A 17,540-nucleotide genomic window follows, 5' to 3' on the forward strand; every position below is an offset into this window, starting at 1 on the left:
AACTACCCGAAATATCAGGTCAGTAACCCTTGGCAGCCTTGATGAAGTTGGCGATCTTGCGTGCGTCTTTGACACCCTTGGATCGTTCCACCCCGGATGAGACATCCACCCACGGCGCACCGGAAATACGAACGGCTTCGGCAACATTATCGGGATCAAGGCCACCGGCCAGCATCCAGTTGCTTTTGAAGTTCTGCCCGGTCAGGAGCGTCCAGTCGAACGAGACTGCGTTGCCACCAGGAAGAACGCTGTCTTTGGGGGGCTTGGCATCAAACAACAGGAAGTCACAGGCGCCGTCATAATTGGCTTTGGCGCTTTCAATGTCTTCATGGGTGGAAACCGAAATCGCCTTCATGACCTTAAGTCCAAAGCGTTCCTTTACTGCGGCCACGCGTTCCGGGCTTTCCTTGCCATGAAGTTGGATGACATCAAGATTTCCGGCCTCAATCGCGTTTTCAAGCGCCTCGTCACCGGCTTCGACAAACAGGCCGACCTTCAGGATGCTGTTGGGCACCCGTTCGGTCAGCGTCTTGGCCCCTTTAAGCGAGATGTGACGCGGGCTTGGCGGGAAAAAGACATAGCCCAGTGCATCGGCCCCTGCGCTCATCGCTGCCATCAGGGCATCTTCGCTATTGATTCCACAGATTTTCACCATGCAGCTCATCGGGGCATCCTGTGTTGTCTTTATCCAATTCATTGCGGCCGATAAAAGCCGCTTTTTACTGGCTTATCAGAAAGCACTGCGATCTCACAGGATATTTGCGATTTTGGTGGCTTTCCACTGGCAGGATACCGATTGCTGCGCTATTTTCCCGACCATGAGCAAGCACACAGACCCTGCCGCGGGCAAAAACGGCGAAAACACAACCCATTTTGGTTTCCGGGACGTTCCCGAAAGCCAGAAGGCATCCATGGTGCGCGAGGTTTTCGATACCGTTGCGTCCAAATATGACCTGATGAACGATCTGATGAGCGGCGGCATTCACCGCCTGTGGAAAGATACCTTCATCAACGAGCTCAAGCCGCGTCCGGGCATGAAATTGCTTGATGTTGCCGGTGGTACCGGGGACATCGCGTTTCGCTTCCTGAAAAGTGGCGGCGGGTCGGTCACGGTCTGTGACATCAACTATGAAATGCTTCATGTCGGCCGCGACCGTGCAGCCGATCATGGTATCCTGAAAAATATCAACTGGACGGTCGGGGATGCGCAAAAATTGCCGCTGCCTGATCATTCGGTGGATGCTTACACGATTGCCTTTGGCATTCGGAACGTGACCCGTATCGAAGAAGCACTTTCAGAAGCCTATCGTGTGCTGCGCCCGGGCGGAAAGTTCCAGTGTCTTGAATTTTCCAAGGTGGTCGTGCCCGGTTTCGACAAGGTCTATGACACCTATTCCTTCAAGCTTTTGCCAGAAATTGGCCGCTTCATTGCGGGCAATCGCGAAGCTTATCAGTATCTTGCTGAAAGCATCCGCAAGTTCCCGGATCAGGAAACCTTTGCATCCATGATCCGTGCTGCCGGGTTTGAGCGGGTCAAATACCGCAATCTGTCTGGTGGGATTGCTGCCATTCATTCCGGTTGGCGGGTTTGAGGACATCTGACGCATGATCCGGTTTGTTCGCAACAGCTTTCGCCTGCTCGCCATGGCGCGTACTTTGGCACGTCATGATGCGTTGTTTCCGCTTGCTCTGGTGCCGGGCGGGAAGCTTTTGGCATTCTTCGCCCGTCTGACTGCACCGTTTTCCGGGCGTTCTGATTTGCCGCCCGGTCGCAGGCTTGCACGTGCCCTTGAAGAACTTGGACCGGCTTTCATCAAGCTTGGTCAGACGCTGGCAACCCGGTCTGATTTGATCGGCGACGATGTGGCGGCTGATCTTTCTTCGCTTCAGGATCGTCTGCCGCCATTTTCGGCCAAGATCGCCAAGCGCGTGATCACCGAACAGCTGGCCGAGCCGTTTGATGTCTTGTTTGAAAGCTTTGACGAGCAGCCGGTGGCCGCGGCCTCCATCGCGCAGGTGCATTTTGCCACCACGACCGATGGTCGCGATGTTGCGGTCAAGGTTCTGCGCCCGGACATCAAGGTGCGCTTTGCGCGTGATCTTGATCTGTTTTACTGGGTTGCCGAAATTGTCGAACTGACCCAGCCGCGCTTGCGCCGTCTTAAGCCGGTTGAAACCGTCAAGGCGCTTGAAGACAGTGTTCATCTTGAGATGGATCTGCGTTTTGAGGCCGCGGCCGCGTCCGAATTCCGTGACAATTTCGAAGACGATCCAACCTATTACATCCCGCAGATCGATTGGGAACGGACAGCCGAACATGTGATGACCATGGAACGGGTCAAAGGTGTTCGTATCGACAATGTCGAGGCGCTTGAGCGCATGGGTGTTGATCGATCTGCCCTGCTTGCCAAGGCGGCTGGTGCGTTCTTCCAGCAGGTGTTCCGCGACGGATTTTTCCATGCGGATATGCATCCGGGGAACCTGTTTGTCGATGAAACCGGTCGGGTTAGCATCGTCGATTTCGGCATCATGGGGCGGGTTGATAAACAAACGCGTCTTTATCTGGCCGAGATGCTTCTTGGCTTCCTGACGCGTGATTATCATCGTGTCGCCGAAGTTCATTTCGAAGCAGGCTACGTTCCGCGTAACCAGTCGCTTGAAAACTTCCAGCAGGCTTGTCGTTCAATTGGCGAGCCGATCCTGGGCAAGGAACTGGCCGACATTTCGGTTGGGCGTTTGTTGGGGCAACTGTTCCAGATTACTGAGCAATTTGGCATGGAAACCCAGCCGCAGCTTCTGATGTTGCAGAAAACCATGATCGTTGCCGAAGGCCTGTCCCGTATTCTTAGTCCCAATGAGAATATGTGGGAGCTTTCGCGCCCGCTGATCGAAGACTGGATGCGCGAAAACCTGGGTCCGGAAGCAAAAATCAAGGAAGCCACCCTTCAAGCAGGATCAATGCTGCGTCGTTTGCCCCGCGTGCTTGAGGCGGCAGAACGGGCATCATCGGTTTTGACCGATCAGGGCCTTCGCCTGCATCCCGACACGGTTGCTGCCATGCGCGGCAAGTCGGGCAATGGTAACCGCAAACCCGCTGGCGTATCGCGCCAGACGCTGGTTCTGTGGGTGGCAATCGCAGCCCTTGCTGTCGCGGTTTACCTGAAATAGGAAAACGTCCTTACCCGTTGGGAATATGTGATGACGGATGGCAACAAGACCATAGAAATCAGTCTGGATCGGGCACGGCTTGATCTTGATTATTGCTATGATTTTATCGGTTCATCCTATTGGTCGGGGGGCCGCACGCGCGGCGAGTTCGATCAATCTGTCGCCGTTTCCTTTCCGGTCGGGGCCTATTGTGACGGCCGTCAGGTCGGCTTTGCCCGCGTGGTCAGTGATCAGTTTGCCATTGCCTATGTCGCAGATGTTTTCGTCGATCCCGATTATCGGCGGATGGGCATTGCCGCAAAGATGCTTGATGCCCTGCACGGCCATCCCGATTTGGCGCGCGTGAAACGCTGGATGCTGGCAACGGCTGACATGCAGCCGCTTTATCGACAGCACGGATATGAAGACCTTGATGACATGATCATGATGCGTCTCGATGAAGAGGCGCAAAAGCGCGATCCGATCCGTTGATTGAAATTGATAAAACCAACAAAAATGCCGCCCCGAAGAAGGGCGGCTTTTTTTAATGTTTTAGGACGCTTGTTTAGCTAGCGCGAACTTCATCAAGGAAGTTGCCGACCTCGCCACGAAGCGTGCCGGACTGGCTGTTAAGCCTGTCAGATGCGCCAAGCACCTGATGGGCTGCTTCGCCGGTCTGACGGGCTGCTTCACGCATTTCATGGATGTGATTGGTCACTTCCTGCGTGCTTTGAACAGCCTGCTGCACCGAGTTGGAGATCTCGGTCGTGGCTTGGCCCTGTTCTTCAACGGCGGCTGCGACTTCGGCGGCGATTTCGTTCAGGTTGGCGATGATGCCAGTGATGCCATCAATCGCGCCCACAGCTTCTTGTGTTGATCCCTGAATGCCGGAAATCTGGGCCGAGATATCCTCGGTCGCACGTGCAGTCTGGTTGGCGAGGTTTTTGACCTCGTTGGCAACCACGGCAAAGCCTTTGCCGGCGTCACCTGCACGGGCTGCTTCGATCGTCGCGTTAAGAGCCAGAAGGTTGGTTTGCTCGGCAATCGCCTGAATGATCTGAACAACTTCACCAACTTTCTGTGCCGATACGTCAAGTCCCTGAACCATCTCGTTCACACGGGTGGCTTCGGTGCTGGCGTTGGCTGTGATGTTCGACGTTTCGTTCACGCGTGCGCTGATGTCGCGGATCGATACAGCCAGTTCTTCGGCGGCACTTGCGACGGTTTCAACGCTGTGATTGGCCTGTTCGACCGCGGCAACAACCGCCTGAGAGCCGGCTTCGTTTTGTTGAACGGCAGCAACCATCGTCTGGGCGACTTCCTGCATTTCACCGGATGCACCCGAAACGCCATCAACAACGCCCATAACGGTTTGTTCAAACCGCCCGGCAAGACCCATCATGGCCTCGCGACGTTTGCTATCGGCACGTGCGCGTTCCTGTTCACGTTCGCGATCAAGTTGGCCAACGCGTTTGGCGTTTTCCTTAAAGATCTCGACCGAAGACGCCATTTCGCCGATTTCGTCTTTACGACCAAGGCCCGGAACATGGACATCAAGATCGCCATCGACCAATGCATGCATGGTGGCGTTGATCTTGACCATCGGGGTCAGGATCTGATTGCGCAGCACAAACCAGGTTACACCCAGAAGAACGATCAGAATGGCGGCAGCAAGAGCCACCTGAACAATAACTGCCTGCTGAACTTCGGCATTCACGCGATCAAGTGACCATGCGGTGACAAGCATGCCGCGGAACTGGTCTTCATCGCGGCGCTTGGAATATTTGGTGATCGGGGCGCCGACAATCACGGCATTTTCCGAAATGAAGCTGATGACTTCCTTGTTTTCAAGTCGTTCAAGATACGGCTCGATCAGGGCAGCCAGATCATGCTCGCGGAGCGTTTCGGACTGATAGGTGCCAATGGCGTCGCCACCGGGGTTGGCTGCAATCAGGCTGGCCAGCTGAGAGCCTTCTTTATCGGTGATCTTGCGGAATTCTTTTTCAACCGATGCGCCGTCCATAGCGATGAAGCCCGGTTGAACGGCAGTCGACAGCATCTCGGTTTTTTCGACCGACTCATTATACATGATCTCGATCATGGCGTTGCGCTTCGAGACGGTCTGAATGGTCATCATTGCGCCAAAGCCGACCACCAGCAATGCGACGATGACAAGAATAACTTTACGTCCGACAGAAGCACCGGATCTTTTTGGTTCGGCCATTTACGGTCTCCCAATCCTTCAAAGGCAGATTAAACCAATTCCCTAGAGCCAATGTCAGGTCATCGCGCCAACAGGCGACATTTGAACTGACCGGCGGTGGCAGATTGTTTCCTGATATGTGGTGATCAGGGTCAGCCTGCGCTTTTAATTTTTAACCCGCTTTGCGGTGTATAATTGTCGCGAACCATGCCGCGATTGAGTGTTTCTGTCACAGAAGCTACCCCATAGAGTCAGAAATCCGAAACAAGAAACGATTGTACTGACGAATATTCCGAAGAAGTGAAATCAATTGAATAAATCCACTTATTGGTAAGGTATTTTTGGCAATTTATACTACTGTGCTTATGTAAGCATGTTCAGCCGAATCGAATTAAAAGGTCGATCAGGCGATATATGCGGCCCGTAAAATGCCGGGTGACAGCTCTCATATAGGGTATATGGGGTGCTAAGGGGATCAGGATGGCAAAATCTGCAACAACAACCAAAAAACGGTTGTCAAAAAAGACCGCGAAATCATCAACTGCTAAAAAATCTGTGAAAACGGCTGCGCCGTCAGACGCGAAAGCGGAAACGCCGACAGATGATAGCGCGCCCGCGACTGTTGATAATGTCAAAGATGCCAAAGACATCACCGCAGAAAAAATCGCCGAGGCAGATGCCAACAGCAAAGCCGATGTCGCAAGCCAGCAACGCCGCGTTGTAAATGATCTTTTCCAGCGTGGATTGGCGGCCCATCAGGCCGGTCAGATTGATGATGCCATTCGTCTTTACAGCCTTTCCCTTCGCCAAAATCAGCAACAACCAGATGTGTGGAACAATCTGGGTGTGGCGCTTCGCCGCAGCAAAAAGCTTGAAGCATCCCTGATTGCCTATCGTCGGGCGGCGGACCTTCGACCGGAAAATGCGGGGCTTTGGTCCAATATGGGCAATTGCCTGCGCGAAATGATGCGCTTTGACGAGGCGCTGGTCGCGCACAAAAAGGCGCTGGAACTTGATAGCAGCATCAAGTCGCACACGTTCAATACCGGGCTGGTCTATCGCGATATGAACCGGTTTGAAGAGGCGCTTGAATATTTCGAACGCGCCTTGGCGCTGGACCCTGATTATGTCGATGCCAATTGGGATCGCGCCTTGGCCCATCTTGCACTTGGCAATTACGATAAGGGCTGGGCAGGGTATGAGACCCGCCGAAAACTTGCCGATAATCCGATCCGCAAACTTGATGTCGCGCCCGAATGGGATGGTAAAACCGATCTTCGCGGCAAGCGGATCTTGCTGCGCGCCGAGCAGGGCTTTGGTGACATGATCCAGTTTGCCCGTTTCGTACCATTGGTCGCGAAAAAGGCCGGGCATGTCATTTTGGAATGCCGCAAGGAACTGATTCCGATCATGCGCACCGTTTCAGGTGTCGGAACACTGGTGGAAAAGGGCGCGCGCCTGCCGGAATTTGATGTTCATGTGCCGCTTTTAAGCCTGCCGCATGTGTTGGGCATTGGTGAAAGTGACCTCAACAAGATTTCGACCAATACCTATATCAGCCCGCCTGCCGGTAAAAAGGTCCGTCTGGCCCCGCCACAGGGAACGGTGCTTAAGGTCGGGTTGATCTGGGCCGGGAAATTGAACCCGCGTGATCGGTCCTGCCCGCTTGATACGCTTTTGCCGATTCTCTCGGCCAAGGGGGCAGCGTTTTACAGTTTCCAGATCGATGATCGCCGGGCCGACATCGAAAAGCTTGGTCTGCATGCCTTTGTCACCGATCTTGGCGAACATATTCATGATTTCGGTGATAGTGCGGCTTTGATGCAGGCCATGGATTTGGTGATCACGATTGATAGCTCGCCCGCCCATCTGGCCGGTGCGCTTGGTGTGCCGGTCTGGATGTTACAGCTTTACACGACCGATTGGCGCTGGCTTGTCGATCGATCCGATAGCCCTTGGTATCCGACCATGCGCATCTATCGCCAAACCAAACCGGGTGATTGGGCCGATCCTGTTAAAAAGCTTTCCGGGGACTTCTCAACCCTGCTTCAGGCGCGCTTGAAGGCGGCAAATGCCGGGGAATGAGCGAAACCTTGCCTTTGCCATCAACAAGGCGTAGTTAAGCGCCTTGATTTTGTGGATAACGGTCCTTGACGGTTTTGGTTTACGCACGATGTGAAGACCACCCGTTTGGACGAACTGATCTGGCGCAGGAGAATTCTTGTGAGCGAAGCTGCTTATAACAAAGGTTTCCCGGTTTCCTGGGAACAGATGCATCGCGATGCACGTGCATTGGCGTGGCGTCTTCTGGAAAAGGGCCCGTACAAGGGCATCATCGCGATTACCCGTGGCGGTCTGGTGCCGGCTGCGATCATCGCACGCGAACTTGATATTCGCCTGATTGATACCGTCTGTGTTCGCAGCTACTCTGACAAGAGCCGCGGTGACCTGGAATGGCTCAAGGGCATCGAAGGTGATGGTACCGACATGCTGATCATTGACGATCTGGTCGATACCGGCAAAACCGCCAAAGCCGTTCGTGAAAAGCTTCCGCATGCACATTTCGCGACCGTTTATGCCAAGCCGCTTGGCCGTGAAATCGTTGATAGCTTTGTGACCGAAGTTTCCCAGGACACGTGGATTTACTTCCCGTGGGATATGGAACTTTCCGTCAACGCACCGATTTCCGAACGCGCCCGTTAATCGGCCTCGGATATGTATCCGTATCCCTTGTAAGGCCGTAACGCCAAACAAGGAGAATTCAGGATGCGCACAGATTTACGCCCGGACTTCCATCGCACACCGCAACGCGCGCGCCGATGGGCCGGGCGTTTGTGTTTTCTGCCCCTGATCACGCTGATATTCGGCGCGTCTGTTACCGCCGCGCCCGACGTAGTCTCAGCGCAGGAATACTCGTCACGGGTAACAAACACGCTTTCCCAACTTCGGGCCGAGGATGGCTATCGCCTGGAAGTCTTTGCCGAAGTGCCCAACGCCCGAACCATTGCGGTTGCCCCAGAACTGAACGGCATCTTTGTTGGAAACCGTGGCAAGAACCTGTATTTCGTGCGTGATGCGAACGGTGACGGGGTTGGCGAGACGGTTTCGCTGGTTGCGGATGATTTCAAACTTGCCAATGGTCTGGCCTATAAGCCCGGAACATTGTTCGTTGCCGATCAACACCGCATTGTTTCCTATGACCTAAGCAACTTTGATGGCACCTCACTTGGTCGTCCGCGCATCTTGTTCACCAATTTGCCGGATGAACGCCATCATGGTTGGCGATATGCGGCACTTTCGCCCGATGGAAACCGGTTGTTTGTTGCGGTTGGTGCACCTTGCAATATCTGCAAGATCAGGGGGCTTGAAGGCACGATCATCTCGATCCCGGTTAATGGCGGTGCGCCCGAAATTTATGCGCGCGGTATCCGAAACTCGGTCGGTCTGAGCTTCCATCCAGAAACCGGGCAGCTTTGGTTTACCGATAATGGTGGCGACATGCTGGGCGATGACATCCCGCGCGAGGAGCTTAATGTCGCGACCGGCCCCGACGGCTTTTATGGCTATCCATGGTTTGCGGGAAGCGACACCAGAAGTCCGCAATTTGCCGATGAAACGGTGCCAGAAGAAACGATCTTTCCGGCCTTTACCTTCAACGCCCATAACGCACCGCTCGGTTTCACCTTTGATGGTGATGATGCACTGGTTGCGCTTCACGGATCATGGAACCGAACCATCCCGGATGGTTATGAGGTGGTTCGGGTTGAGTTCATCAATGGAAAGCCTGTTACCTCAAACCCGTTCCTGACAGGTTTCTTGCGCAACAATGGTGCGGTGATCGGCCGTCCTGTTGATGTGAAGCATTATGTCGATGGATCGATTTTGATCTCGGATGACCATGCCAGTGCCGTCTGGCGCATGGTGCCGGACCGCTAGAAATCAGCTTCCGATCGAGGTGGCAGATCAGCAAATAATTCGTCCGATCTGCCGCCGATCTTCTTGCGTGGCGGGGGAAAGCGGGCTATAAAACGCGCGCTTCGCGGGTGTAGTTCAATGGTAGAACGGCAGCTTCCCAAGCTGCATACGAGGGTTCGATTCCCTTCACCCGCTCCAAGCTTTTCCTCATCATTTCCAATCTCAATAATTCAGTCCCTTTAGCAGGCTGCTGTGTCCTTTGTCCCGCGCTGGCAATTATCGTCACATCCATCTGGACAACAGGCGACCAACCGGTCGCGTAAACGTCTTCGGGCACGTTGAATGCGCGATTTTACCGTCGGTAGGGGAAGATTCCTTCTACGGGCAAACTCGGTTTGACGCGTTTGCTTAAGGTCGATTTCGTCCAAGATGTGCTGATCATCGCGATCCAACTCGACGATCAATGCGCCAAGGCATTCATGCAGGCCTGATGTATCTTCATCGCGGTCTTGCAGGGAAACCGTTGCCAGATGTATTTCATGTTCTGCTTTCAGGGCATCAAGAGCCCGGTTTTCCCGACCTCTTTTGCGATAGTAATCGACGACCTTGCTGCGTGCACAGGCATAGATCCAGGCAGATGGATTTGATGCGTTGGCCAGACTGCTTTTGCTTCGAATAATGGCTTCAAGGATTTCGGATACCACATCTTCGACAGCGTCAAGCGGTACGCGGGCTCGCACAAATCTGTGCAGGCCCTTTTGCAGGGCCTGCCAGTCCGATGATGTGTCTGTGACGGGGGCAAATGTCATAACGTCAGGCGCAACATACCGTTTGAGGTTCAAGTTCCTTGCCGGGTTGCTGGCCGCAACACCCGGCCTGCGATGAGGCATCTTCATTTGGTGCGGTAACCGGCGCATCATCAAGAATACGATACCATTCCCACGCCAGTTCGTCTGGTTCTGTCGTCCAGAATTTCGTCTGTTTTGCGTGACAGCATCCGGTTTCAGCGACGTCACTGGTTGCAAGCGACCCGTCATGCAGTCGATCTGACGCGGCCTTGAATTCCATCTCGCTCAGGCATTCGACGCCGATATGGTTTAGATGTTCGCGGGCATCAGGATGCTCGAACAGGACCAATTTCAGCGGCGGCTGGTCAATTTCAAAATTGGCGTAGCCCGCGCGTTGCTTGTGCACCGGGGTTGCGAACATATCACTGTAAAAGGCGATCGCGCGTTCAAGATTTTTTACGTTCAGGGCAAGTTGCAAGCGCATGTGTGTCTCCTGTGAAATCGAAGTGATGCACAGGTAGACGCGCAGGTGCGCAAAAAGATGCAGCTTGGTCAGATTTTTATGGAAGCTGGCCCGATCAGGGCGTTGGGGCCAGATAGTTCAGGTCCATCTCACGGGCTTCTTCGTCGCTGCAGACCTTTTTGGCATCCGTGGTGTCAAATTGTGCAAAACGCGGATCAAGGATGCCGACATAGTTGCCATGGCCGTCATTGATATACAGGCATTGACCGCTTTCGCCATTAAGCCGGTCGCCTCTGCGCCATTCAGCCGGCTTGGTCATGCTGCCACCAAAAAGGCCGATCTCAGCATTGGCGGCTTCTGCGGACAGCTGGTCATAGCGATGCGAATAGCCTGGAATTGGCAATGCTTCGCCATCTGTGATCATGGCGGCTGCCACGTCACGTTCGCCAATGCCGCATTCGACCACCGGGAACTTGTCGGCCTTGCCTGCACGCTCTTGATCCCCCGGCCAGCAATTGACGGCAAACGGTGCCATGGCGAAATATTTGCGCAGCTGCATCGCAGCTGACATGCCGCAATCATGGAAGCTGTCATTATGCAGGCATTGCTGGCCGAGTTCCGGTGCATCAAGGCCTGCGATATCAAAGACCTTGCTATCAATGATTATGGTGTCGCCATCGATCACCTGAATGTCACGCCCCTCTGCCTGGATTACGGACTGATCCGGATTGGCTTTGTCGCCACTAGCAGCGTGAACCTGATTGCTTTGAATATGGACTGTCAGCGCAAACAGCGCTGGGACAGCAAGAATGAGGATCAGGCGGGACAGGTGTTTCAAGCGGGCCTCGGGCGTTGGCAAAGAAGTATTCGGGCAAGGATGACACATTGATCATGGGAAAAGAACAAACAAAAAGAACGGCAAAATGATGACGCGAAAGCCTGCTTTGGTGCCTAACGCCCGGATGTGTAACGGGTGCCATGCACAATAACCGGATGCAAAATCGCGCGTTTGGGGCTAAAAGCGGGTTTGTCTTTTGCTGTCAGGGAAGCTTTTTTGTTTCGTCTGCAACCTATCTTTTTCGTCGTCGGGGTTATGGTCATTATCATCGGACTCTCGATGATGGTGCCCTCTGCCGTGGATCTCTATTACGGCAATCCGGACTGGAAAATCTTTGCGCAGGCCTCGATCACGACCATCGGGCTTGGCGGCATGGCATGTCTTGCCTGTCGGTCTGATATCGGGCCGCGTGTAACAGCGCGGCAGGGCTATGTTCTGACCGTTGTGTCCTGGATCGCGGTCAGTGTGACTGGTGCCTTGCCGCTTTGGTATTCTTCCCTTGAAATCAGCTTCTGTGATGCGGTGTTTGAAACCGTATCGGGCCTGACCACCACCGGATCGACGATCCTGTCGGGGCTTGATCATTTGCCACCGGGCTTGCTGGTGTGGCGGTCGATCATGCAATGGCTGGGTGGGATCGGCATTATTGTGACGGCGCTTGCCCTTTTGCCGATGATGCGTGTTGGCGGGATGCAGCTTTTCCAGATGGAAAGTTCAGATCGCTCAGAAAAGCTGAGTGGTCGCATGCGCGATATGTGCCTGCAGATCGTCCTGATCTATAGCAGCCTGACCGTTATTTGCATTGTCCTGTACCGAGTGTTTGGCATGCGGTGGTTTGATGCGATCAATTACGGCATGACGACCTTGTCGACAGGGGGCTATGCGACCTCGGACCTGTCCTTTGCCAAGTTTGATGACAGCCTGTCGCTGCATTGGGTGGCGATCCTGTTCATGTTTGCCGGTGGTTTGCCGTTTACGGCCTATGCGGTGTTGCTGCGCAAACGCGCCATCAAGGCCGTTACAGGCAACCAGCAGATCAGATTGTTTTGCCTGATCATTGTTGGCTTTACGCTTCTTCTGACCGTTCGGTTGGCGCAGATTTCTGATGACAGCATTTTCAGATCGCTGACCATGGCCGCGTTTAACCTTGTGTCCGTGATCACGACGACCGGCTTTGCGTCCGGTGATTATCTGCTCTGGGGTCCGGCTGCGGTGATGCTGTTCTTCTTTGCTACCTTTATTGGCGGCTGTTCGGGATCAACATCGGGCGGGTTCAAGATGTTCCGCCTGTATGTCGTCTTTACCGGATTGCGTGCGCATTTCATGCGCTTACGCAGCCCGTCCGCCGTTGTGGTCAGCCGCATTGACCGGCATGAGATCACCTCGGACATCTATAACGCGGTGACGGTTTATGTCTTCCTGCTGACGATCAGCTATATCGCGGTGACGGTTGCATTGGGGCTTACGGGGCTTGATCTGATCACGTCGATGAGTGCGGCAGCAACGTCATTGGCCAATGTGGGCCCGGGACTTGGCAACATCATTGGGCCCGCGGGTAACTTCCAGTCACTACCAGATTCGGCCAAGTGGATTTTGGATGTGGCGATGGTTCTGGGCCGGCTAGAGTTTGAGACGTTGCTGGTTCTCTTGATGCCGTCCTTCTGGCGCGACTAGTTTTTCCTGATTTAAATCGCTAAGGTTTTGGGGCGGCTGTGATGGCCGCCACAGACGCATGCGCGTGTTTGCCCCAAATATGGAGCAACATAAGCGTCTGAACGCACAACAAATAATCAAACTGTTGGACACGAACATGACATTGCAGAAAAAGATCGTCACCAAAGTCGCTGGCCTGTCCGCTATCTTTTTGATGGCAGCATCGATTTCCGCCTGCTCGCCCGAAGTGGGCAGCGAGGAATGGTGCACGGACCTGAAAGAAAAGCCAAAGGGTGACTGGACCGCAAACGAGGCAGCCGATTTCGCCAAACATTGCGTGTTCTGATCTTTTAATCGGCTGCGTCCATTTCGCCGATTCTTCTCACATGTCTGGATATGCCGTCTCCCTGACGGTTAAAATCCGCCCTTCGACACCTGCTTGGCGGTGGTACTGTTGAAGGGCGGATTTTTGCGTCTAAGCCTTGAAAAACGACACGGAACAATCCGTTGAACCGTGCGTTAAAGACAGAACATTGCCGCGCATAAGTGCGATGCAGCAAGGTACATTTGCGTTGTCTTGATAAATCCCTATAATGCGCGGCCCGCGGATGATCGCGGGAGTCGAACACGACAACAATTTTTATACGAGGTTAGACAATTATTATGAGTGCCGAAAATCTCCATGTCGGTGTGATCGGCGCAACCGGTGCGGTTGGCGTCGAGCTGATCAACGTTATGTTTGATCGCAAGTTCCCTGTGGGTGAACTCACCCTGTTCGCTTCCGAGCGTTCAGCGGGCAAGACCGTGGAGACTAAGTTCGGCACTAAGACCGTCGCGCTGTTTTCTGTTGAAGAAGCAAAGCAGTGCGACATTGTCTTCCTTGCTGTTTCCGGCGACTTCGCCAAGGAATATGCCCCCAAGATCGCTGAAGGCGCGCTGGTTATTGATAACTCGTCGGCCTTCCGTCTGCAGGATGACGTTCCGCTGATCGTTCCGGAAATCAATGGTGACCTTGCCAAGACCGCGAAACTGATCGCGAACCCGAACTGCACCACGGCAATTGCTGCGGTTGCGCTTTGGCCGCTGCATCAGGCATTTGGTCTGAAAAAGGTGATCGTTTCGACCTATCAGGCAGCTTCGGGTGCCGGTCAGCCGGGCATGAACGAACTGCGCGAAGGTCTGGCAGCAGGTCTTGAAGGCAAACCGGTTCCGGCAGAAGTCTTTGCCCATCCGTTGGCTTTCAACGTGATCCCGCATATCGATAGCTTCCAGGAAAACGGTTACACCCGCGAAGAAATGAAGGTGACCTGGGAAACCCGCAAAATCTTTGGCGCGCCGAACCTTCCGGTTTCGTGCACCGCGGTTCGTATCCCGACCGAGCGCACTCATTCCGAAGCGATCGTGGTTGAAACCGAAGAAGCTGTGACCCCGGCACAGGCCCGCGAAGTTCTGGCCAAAGCCAAGGGTGTTAAGCTTGTCGACGATCCGGCAAACAACCTGTACCCGATGCCGCTGACCGCGACCGAACAGTATGACGTCGAAGTTGGCCGAATTCGTTCGAACCTGATCTTTGGTGATCATGGTCTGGAACTGTTTGTTGCAGGTGACCAGCTGCTTAAAGGTGCTGCACTGAACGCAGTCCAGATCGCAGAAGCATCGATTGCTGATTAATTCCCACCGGAATTAGATCACAGATAAAAAAACGAACGTCCCCGTCAGAGCGATCTGGCGGGGACGTTTTGTTTATATGGCAAATGTTCTGATCAGGCGATCGAGATATGATCGCGTCCGGATGCTTTGGCGGTATAAAGCGCGTTATCGACGCGCCCCATCAGGGTATCAAGGTCTTCGGCATCGCGATATTCTGTGACACCGGCACTGATCGTAATCGGGATATGATCGCGCCCGAACCGGACCGGTGACTGACGGATTTGATCGGCCAGCGAGCGGGCCTTGGTCAGTGCATCCTGACGGCCGGTTTCCGGGAACATGATGACAAACTCATCGCCCCCCCACCGACAGATCAGATCGACTTCGCGCACGTTTTGGCGGATCATGGTCAGCACTTCGCGCAATACTGCATCGCCACCCGGATGGCCGTAATTGTCATTGATCTCTTTGAACCCATCCAGGTCAAAGCACATCACCGAAAGCGGCGTTTTCTGACGTTTGGCGGTCTTGGTTGCCTGATCAAAGATCATGTCAAAGACTTGGCGGTTAAAGCTTCCGGTCAGTTTGTCACGCGATGCCAATTCTTCAAGACGGCGCTGATAATTGCGCACGGTCAGATAGGCGATCAGTCCAACAACAAACGTGATCGCAAGCGATATGGCGATATTGATAAACAGCGTGCTTTGCAGGCGGGCATCGGATGAATAGTCGCTTTGCTCGACAATCAGGAGCCAGCTAAATTCGGGTACCAGGCGGCTGTTTACGAAGTGGGTATGACCATCATCTTCGTAGCTGATCGAGGCACCGGGCGAAGTCAGGATTTTGGTCGCGTGAAGACGCATGCCCGGACGATCATGCAGGCTATGCGCATCGCCAAAGCCGCTGCCGCGCAGTGTTACATGGCCTTCATTATCAACAAAATAGATCGTTCGGCCATAGCGGTTCTGATAGGTTTCAATCAGGTTGGTGACCGAACTGACCGAACTGACCGACAGGCCGACACCGGTAATGCCAATGACATTGCCGTCATAATCACGCACCTGATAATTGACAAAGATCGACATGCGCGACCGGTCGACCGTGTCGTCATCAATGTTGATCTCGTAATCCTTTTTGGCGTCACGCGCGCGGAAATACCATTCATCAGCGGGATCATCTTCGCTGACCTGCTTGATGATGCCGCTTGGATGGTAATAGTTGCGCAACTCTTCAGAGATGAAATAGGCCGTGATGGTGTCGTATCGCGACTGGATTTCGGCAAGATACTTGATGATCCGGTCCGGGTCGCTTTCGCCTGACAACGCCCAGTCACGAACAAAGGTGTCATGGGCCATCAGCGATGAAATGAAGATCGGCTGGAGCAGGTCACGCTGGATTTCGGAATAGATATTGTCGCTGGTCAGCGGCAGCGTGGTTTCCGAAATCTGTTCTTCAAGCAATTCACGTGCGACATAGAAACTGACAAAACTGGTGGTCAGAAAGCCGACCGCCAGAAGCACGCACAAAATGACCGCGAAATAAACCTTCTTTCCCAGCACGGAAAGCTCCCAAATCAAAGTCTTGAGCCGCTGTCGGTTATCGCATCCGACATTTTCGACTTCGGTAATCTACGGGAAATCAGTGCTGGTTGCACTTATCAATATGGCTCAGCGTGACGATTGCTTTATTCGAATAGATTGGAATCATTATAAAGAAACCGCCAATTCAGAGAATGGCGGTTTCCTTTGTATTGTACTGTTTCACGCTGTGATTAGCGGCGGAAAACGATGGTTTTATTGTCATTGCGGAAGACGCGATGTTCGCAATGCATCTGAATGGCGCGCGAGAAGACGACCAATTCAATATCACGGCCGATTTCTACCATGTCATCTGCGGTCATCGAATGATCAACGTTTTCGACAGCCTGATAAATGATCGGGCCTTCATCAAGATCTGCGGTCACGTAATGTGCGGTCGCACCGATCAGCTTAACGCCGCGCGCATGGGCCTGATGGTATGGCTTCGCACCCTTGAAGCTTGGCAGGAAGGAGTGATGGATATTGATGCAGCGCCCATCAAGTTCCTTGCAAAGATCGGTCGACAGAACCTGCATATAGCGCGCAAGACCCACCAGATCAGCGTCATGTTCGCTGATCAGATTGACCAGTTTTTGTTCCTGCTCGTCCTTGGTCTCTTTGGTGACCGGCTTGTGATAGTAAGGAATGCCGTACCATTCGACGATGCCGCGCATGTCTTCGTGGTTTGAAACAACTGCCGGGATTTCGATATGCAGGTTGTTGGACGCAACACGGTGCAGGATATCGTTCAGGCAGTGGCCAAATTTCGACACCATCAAAAGGACTTTGGGTTTGCGATGGAAATCGTGGAGCTGCCAGCGCATGCTGAATTTATCCGCGACCGGGCCAAACTTTTCGGTGAATTCGGCATTGGTGCGCAGCGCGCGACCGGCTTCGAATTTCACACGCATGAAGAAACGCTTGCTTGAAGGATCGCCAAACTGTTCAAGTTTGGTCACGAACGCGCCTTCGTCTGCAAGGAAGCTTGTTACGCTTGCGACGATCCCGAACGTATCGGGACAAGTAATGGTCAGGATGAAGGTTTTGGCGAGTTCGGACATTTCCGCAGTGCTTTCTTTCTTGAATGTGTTATCCCGCCGATATAGCGGCGATCTGATGCGATGCCAACCGGAAATGGCGGATTTCCGCCCATACCAAAGCTGCCAGACCAAAAACGCATAGCCCATAAAGGGCTGGACATTATCACCGCTTGTGCCAAGAATTTCGCTGCTTGTGATGAATGGGGTACATGTTGGCTGTGATTTCGGCTATGCAGGGCCCTGAAAAATTAGAACAGCGAATGCAC

16 protein-coding genes and 1 tRNA gene are annotated in these 17,540 nt (G+C 53.6%); 10 read left to right on the forward strand and 7 right to left on the reverse strand.

The genetic code is table 11. The annotated features are described in order from the left end of the window. Positions 1-19 precede the first annotated feature (19 nt). Complete coding sequence (locus tag ACMZ66_RS03700; RefSeq protein ID WP_416934524.1) at positions 20-664, reverse strand: phosphoribosylanthranilate isomerase; 645 nt, start codon at positions 662-664, stop codon at positions 20-22. Between the two features lie 154 nt (positions 665-818). Between ACMZ66_RS03700 and ubiE the strand changes: the two genes are divergently transcribed. The 3 genes from ubiE to ACMZ66_RS03715 are packed head-to-tail and all read left to right on the forward strand — an operon-like array spanning position 819 to position 3,639. Then, on the forward strand, positions 819-1,592 hold the full coding sequence (ubiE, locus tag ACMZ66_RS03705; protein ID WP_416934615.1) for a bifunctional demethylmenaquinone methyltransferase/2-methoxy-6-polyprenyl-1,4-benzoquinol methylase UbiE: 774 nt from the start codon (positions 819-821) through the stop codon (positions 1,590-1,592). Positions 1,593-1,605: 13 nt separating this feature from the next. Beyond that, entirely contained in the window at positions 1,606-3,168 is a 1,563-nt protein-coding gene (ubiB, locus tag ACMZ66_RS03710) for a 2-polyprenylphenol 6-hydroxylase (RefSeq protein ID WP_416934526.1), read from the forward strand. A gap of 30 nt (positions 3,169-3,198) precedes the next feature. Continuing rightward, positions 3,199-3,639, forward strand: coding sequence for a GNAT family N-acetyltransferase (locus tag ACMZ66_RS03715; RefSeq protein WP_416934528.1), 441 nt, complete (start codon positions 3,199-3,201; stop codon positions 3,637-3,639). Positions 3,640-3,712: 73 nt separating this feature from the next. On the opposite strand, the gene ACMZ66_RS03720 is transcribed toward ACMZ66_RS03715, so the two are convergent. Continuing rightward, entirely contained in the window at positions 3,713-5,371 is a 1,659-nt protein-coding gene (locus ACMZ66_RS03720) for a methyl-accepting chemotaxis protein (RefSeq protein WP_416934530.1), read from the reverse strand. A 459-nt stretch (positions 5,372-5,830) separates the two neighbouring features. Here ACMZ66_RS03720 and ACMZ66_RS03725 point away from each other — a divergent pair, with 459 nt between their 5' ends. The 4 genes from ACMZ66_RS03725 to ACMZ66_RS03740 all read left to right on the forward strand — a co-directional run bounded on the left by ACMZ66_RS03725 (position 5,831) and on the right by ACMZ66_RS03740 (position 9,463). After that, entirely contained in the window at positions 5,831-7,435 is a 1,605-nt protein-coding gene (locus ACMZ66_RS03725) for a tetratricopeptide repeat protein (protein WP_416934532.1), read from the forward strand. Positions 7,436-7,573: 138 nt separating this feature from the next. Beyond that, positions 7,574-8,053 (forward strand): xanthine phosphoribosyltransferase, encoded by a 480-nt coding sequence (gene gpt, locus ACMZ66_RS03730; RefSeq protein WP_416934534.1) that lies wholly within the window; start codon positions 7,574-7,576, stop codon positions 8,051-8,053. A gap of 63 nt (positions 8,054-8,116) precedes the next feature. Next, positions 8,117-9,286, forward strand: coding sequence for a PQQ-dependent sugar dehydrogenase (locus ACMZ66_RS03735; protein WP_416934536.1), 1,170 nt, complete (start codon positions 8,117-8,119; stop codon positions 9,284-9,286). Between the two features lie 103 nt (positions 9,287-9,389). Continuing rightward, positions 9,390-9,463: transfer RNA gene (locus ACMZ66_RS03740), tRNA-Gly, on the forward strand. Positions 9,464-9,504: 41 nt separating this feature from the next. Here the strand turns inward: ACMZ66_RS03740 and ACMZ66_RS03745 are convergent. From ACMZ66_RS03745 to ACMZ66_RS03755, 3 genes are all read right to left on the reverse strand, one after another. Next, positions 9,505-10,107: a sigma-70 family RNA polymerase sigma factor gene (locus tag ACMZ66_RS03745; RefSeq protein ID WP_416934538.1), complete on the reverse strand. Its 603-nt coding sequence runs from the start codon at positions 10,105-10,107 to the stop codon at positions 9,505-9,507. Further along, positions 10,079-10,537: an ArsI/CadI family heavy metal resistance metalloenzyme gene (locus ACMZ66_RS03750; protein WP_416934540.1), complete on the reverse strand. Its 459-nt coding sequence runs from the start codon at positions 10,535-10,537 to the stop codon at positions 10,079-10,081. Before ACMZ66_RS03750 ends, ACMZ66_RS03745 begins: the two co-directional genes overlap by 29 nt. Positions 10,538-10,631: 94 nt before the next feature. Continuing rightward, positions 10,632-11,354: a thermonuclease family protein gene (locus ACMZ66_RS03755; protein ID WP_416934542.1), complete on the reverse strand. Its 723-nt coding sequence runs from the start codon at positions 11,352-11,354 to the stop codon at positions 10,632-10,634. Positions 11,355-11,633: 279 nt separating this feature from the next. Here ACMZ66_RS03755 and ACMZ66_RS03760 point away from each other — a divergent pair, with 279 nt between their 5' ends. The 3 genes from ACMZ66_RS03760 (at position 11,634) to ACMZ66_RS03770 (ending at position 14,678) form a co-directional block, all read left to right on the forward strand. Further along, positions 11,634-13,028 carry a TrkH family potassium uptake protein gene (locus ACMZ66_RS03760; RefSeq protein ID WP_416934544.1) on the forward strand — a complete coding sequence of 465 codons (1,395 nt, stop codon included), beginning with the start codon at positions 11,634-11,636 and terminating at the stop codon, positions 13,026-13,028. A gap of 136 nt (positions 13,029-13,164) precedes the next feature. Then, positions 13,165-13,353 carry a DUF3012 domain-containing protein gene (locus tag ACMZ66_RS03765; protein WP_416934546.1) on the forward strand — a complete coding sequence of 63 codons (189 nt, stop codon included), beginning with the start codon at positions 13,165-13,167 and terminating at the stop codon, positions 13,351-13,353. Between the two features lie 317 nt (positions 13,354-13,670). After that, complete coding sequence (locus tag ACMZ66_RS03770) at positions 13,671-14,678, forward strand: aspartate-semialdehyde dehydrogenase (protein ID WP_416934548.1); 1,008 nt, start codon at positions 13,671-13,673, stop codon at positions 14,676-14,678. Positions 14,679-14,770: 92 nt separating this feature from the next. Here the strand turns inward: ACMZ66_RS03770 and ACMZ66_RS03775 are convergent, their stop codons facing one another. Both ACMZ66_RS03775 and purU read right to left on the reverse strand, forming a co-directional pair. Beyond that, positions 14,771-16,216, reverse strand: a complete 1,446-nt coding sequence (locus tag ACMZ66_RS03775; RefSeq protein WP_416934550.1) for a diguanylate cyclase — start codon at positions 16,214-16,216, stop codon at positions 14,771-14,773. Positions 16,217-16,428: 212 nt separating this feature from the next. Further along, positions 16,429-17,295, reverse strand: a complete 867-nt coding sequence (gene purU, locus ACMZ66_RS03780) for a formyltetrahydrofolate deformylase (protein ID WP_416934552.1) — start codon at positions 17,293-17,295, stop codon at positions 16,429-16,431. Positions 17,296-17,540: the final 245 nt, after the last annotated feature.

The sequence above is a fragment of the Thalassospira sp. genome (assembly GCF_048059015.1).
Lineage (GTDB): Bacteria > Pseudomonadota > Alphaproteobacteria > Rhodospirillales > Thalassospiraceae > Thalassospira.

What these genes read in the sequence shown, in the direction of transcription:
- ACMZ66_RS03700 (WP_416934524.1), bottom strand. Translation starts at nt 664, where the DNA reads ATGAGCTGCATGGTGAAAATCTGTGGAATCAATAGCGAAGATGCCCTG.
- ubiE (WP_416934615.1), top strand. Translation starts at nt 819, where the DNA reads ATGAGCAAGCACACAGACCCTGCCGCGGGCAAAAACGGCGAAAACACA.
- ubiB (WP_416934526.1), top strand. Translation starts at nt 1,606, where the DNA reads ATGATCCGGTTTGTTCGCAACAGCTTTCGCCTGCTCGCCATGGCGCGT.
- ACMZ66_RS03715 (WP_416934528.1), top strand. Translation starts at nt 3,199, where the DNA reads ATGACGGATGGCAACAAGACCATAGAAATCAGTCTGGATCGGGCACGG.
- ACMZ66_RS03720 (WP_416934530.1), bottom strand. Translation starts at nt 5,371, where the DNA reads ATGGCCGAACCAAAAAGATCCGGTGCTTCTGTCGGACGTAAAGTTATT.
- ACMZ66_RS03725 (WP_416934532.1), top strand. Translation starts at nt 5,831, where the DNA reads ATGGCAAAATCTGCAACAACAACCAAAAAACGGTTGTCAAAAAAGACC.
- ACMZ66_RS03735 (WP_416934536.1), top strand. Translation starts at nt 8,117, where the DNA reads ATGCGCACAGATTTACGCCCGGACTTCCATCGCACACCGCAACGCGCG.
- ACMZ66_RS03750 (WP_416934540.1), bottom strand. Translation starts at nt 10,537, where the DNA reads ATGCGCTTGCAACTTGCCCTGAACGTAAAAAATCTTGAACGCGCGATC.
- ACMZ66_RS03760 (WP_416934544.1), top strand. Translation starts at nt 11,634, where the DNA reads ATGATGGTGCCCTCTGCCGTGGATCTCTATTACGGCAATCCGGACTGG.
- ACMZ66_RS03765 (WP_416934546.1), top strand. Translation starts at nt 13,165, where the DNA reads ATGACATTGCAGAAAAAGATCGTCACCAAAGTCGCTGGCCTGTCCGCT.
- ACMZ66_RS03770 (WP_416934548.1), top strand. Translation starts at nt 13,671, where the DNA reads ATGAGTGCCGAAAATCTCCATGTCGGTGTGATCGGCGCAACCGGTGCG.
- purU (WP_416934552.1), bottom strand. Translation starts at nt 17,295, where the DNA reads ATGTCCGAACTCGCCAAAACCTTCATCCTGACCATTACTTGTCCCGAT.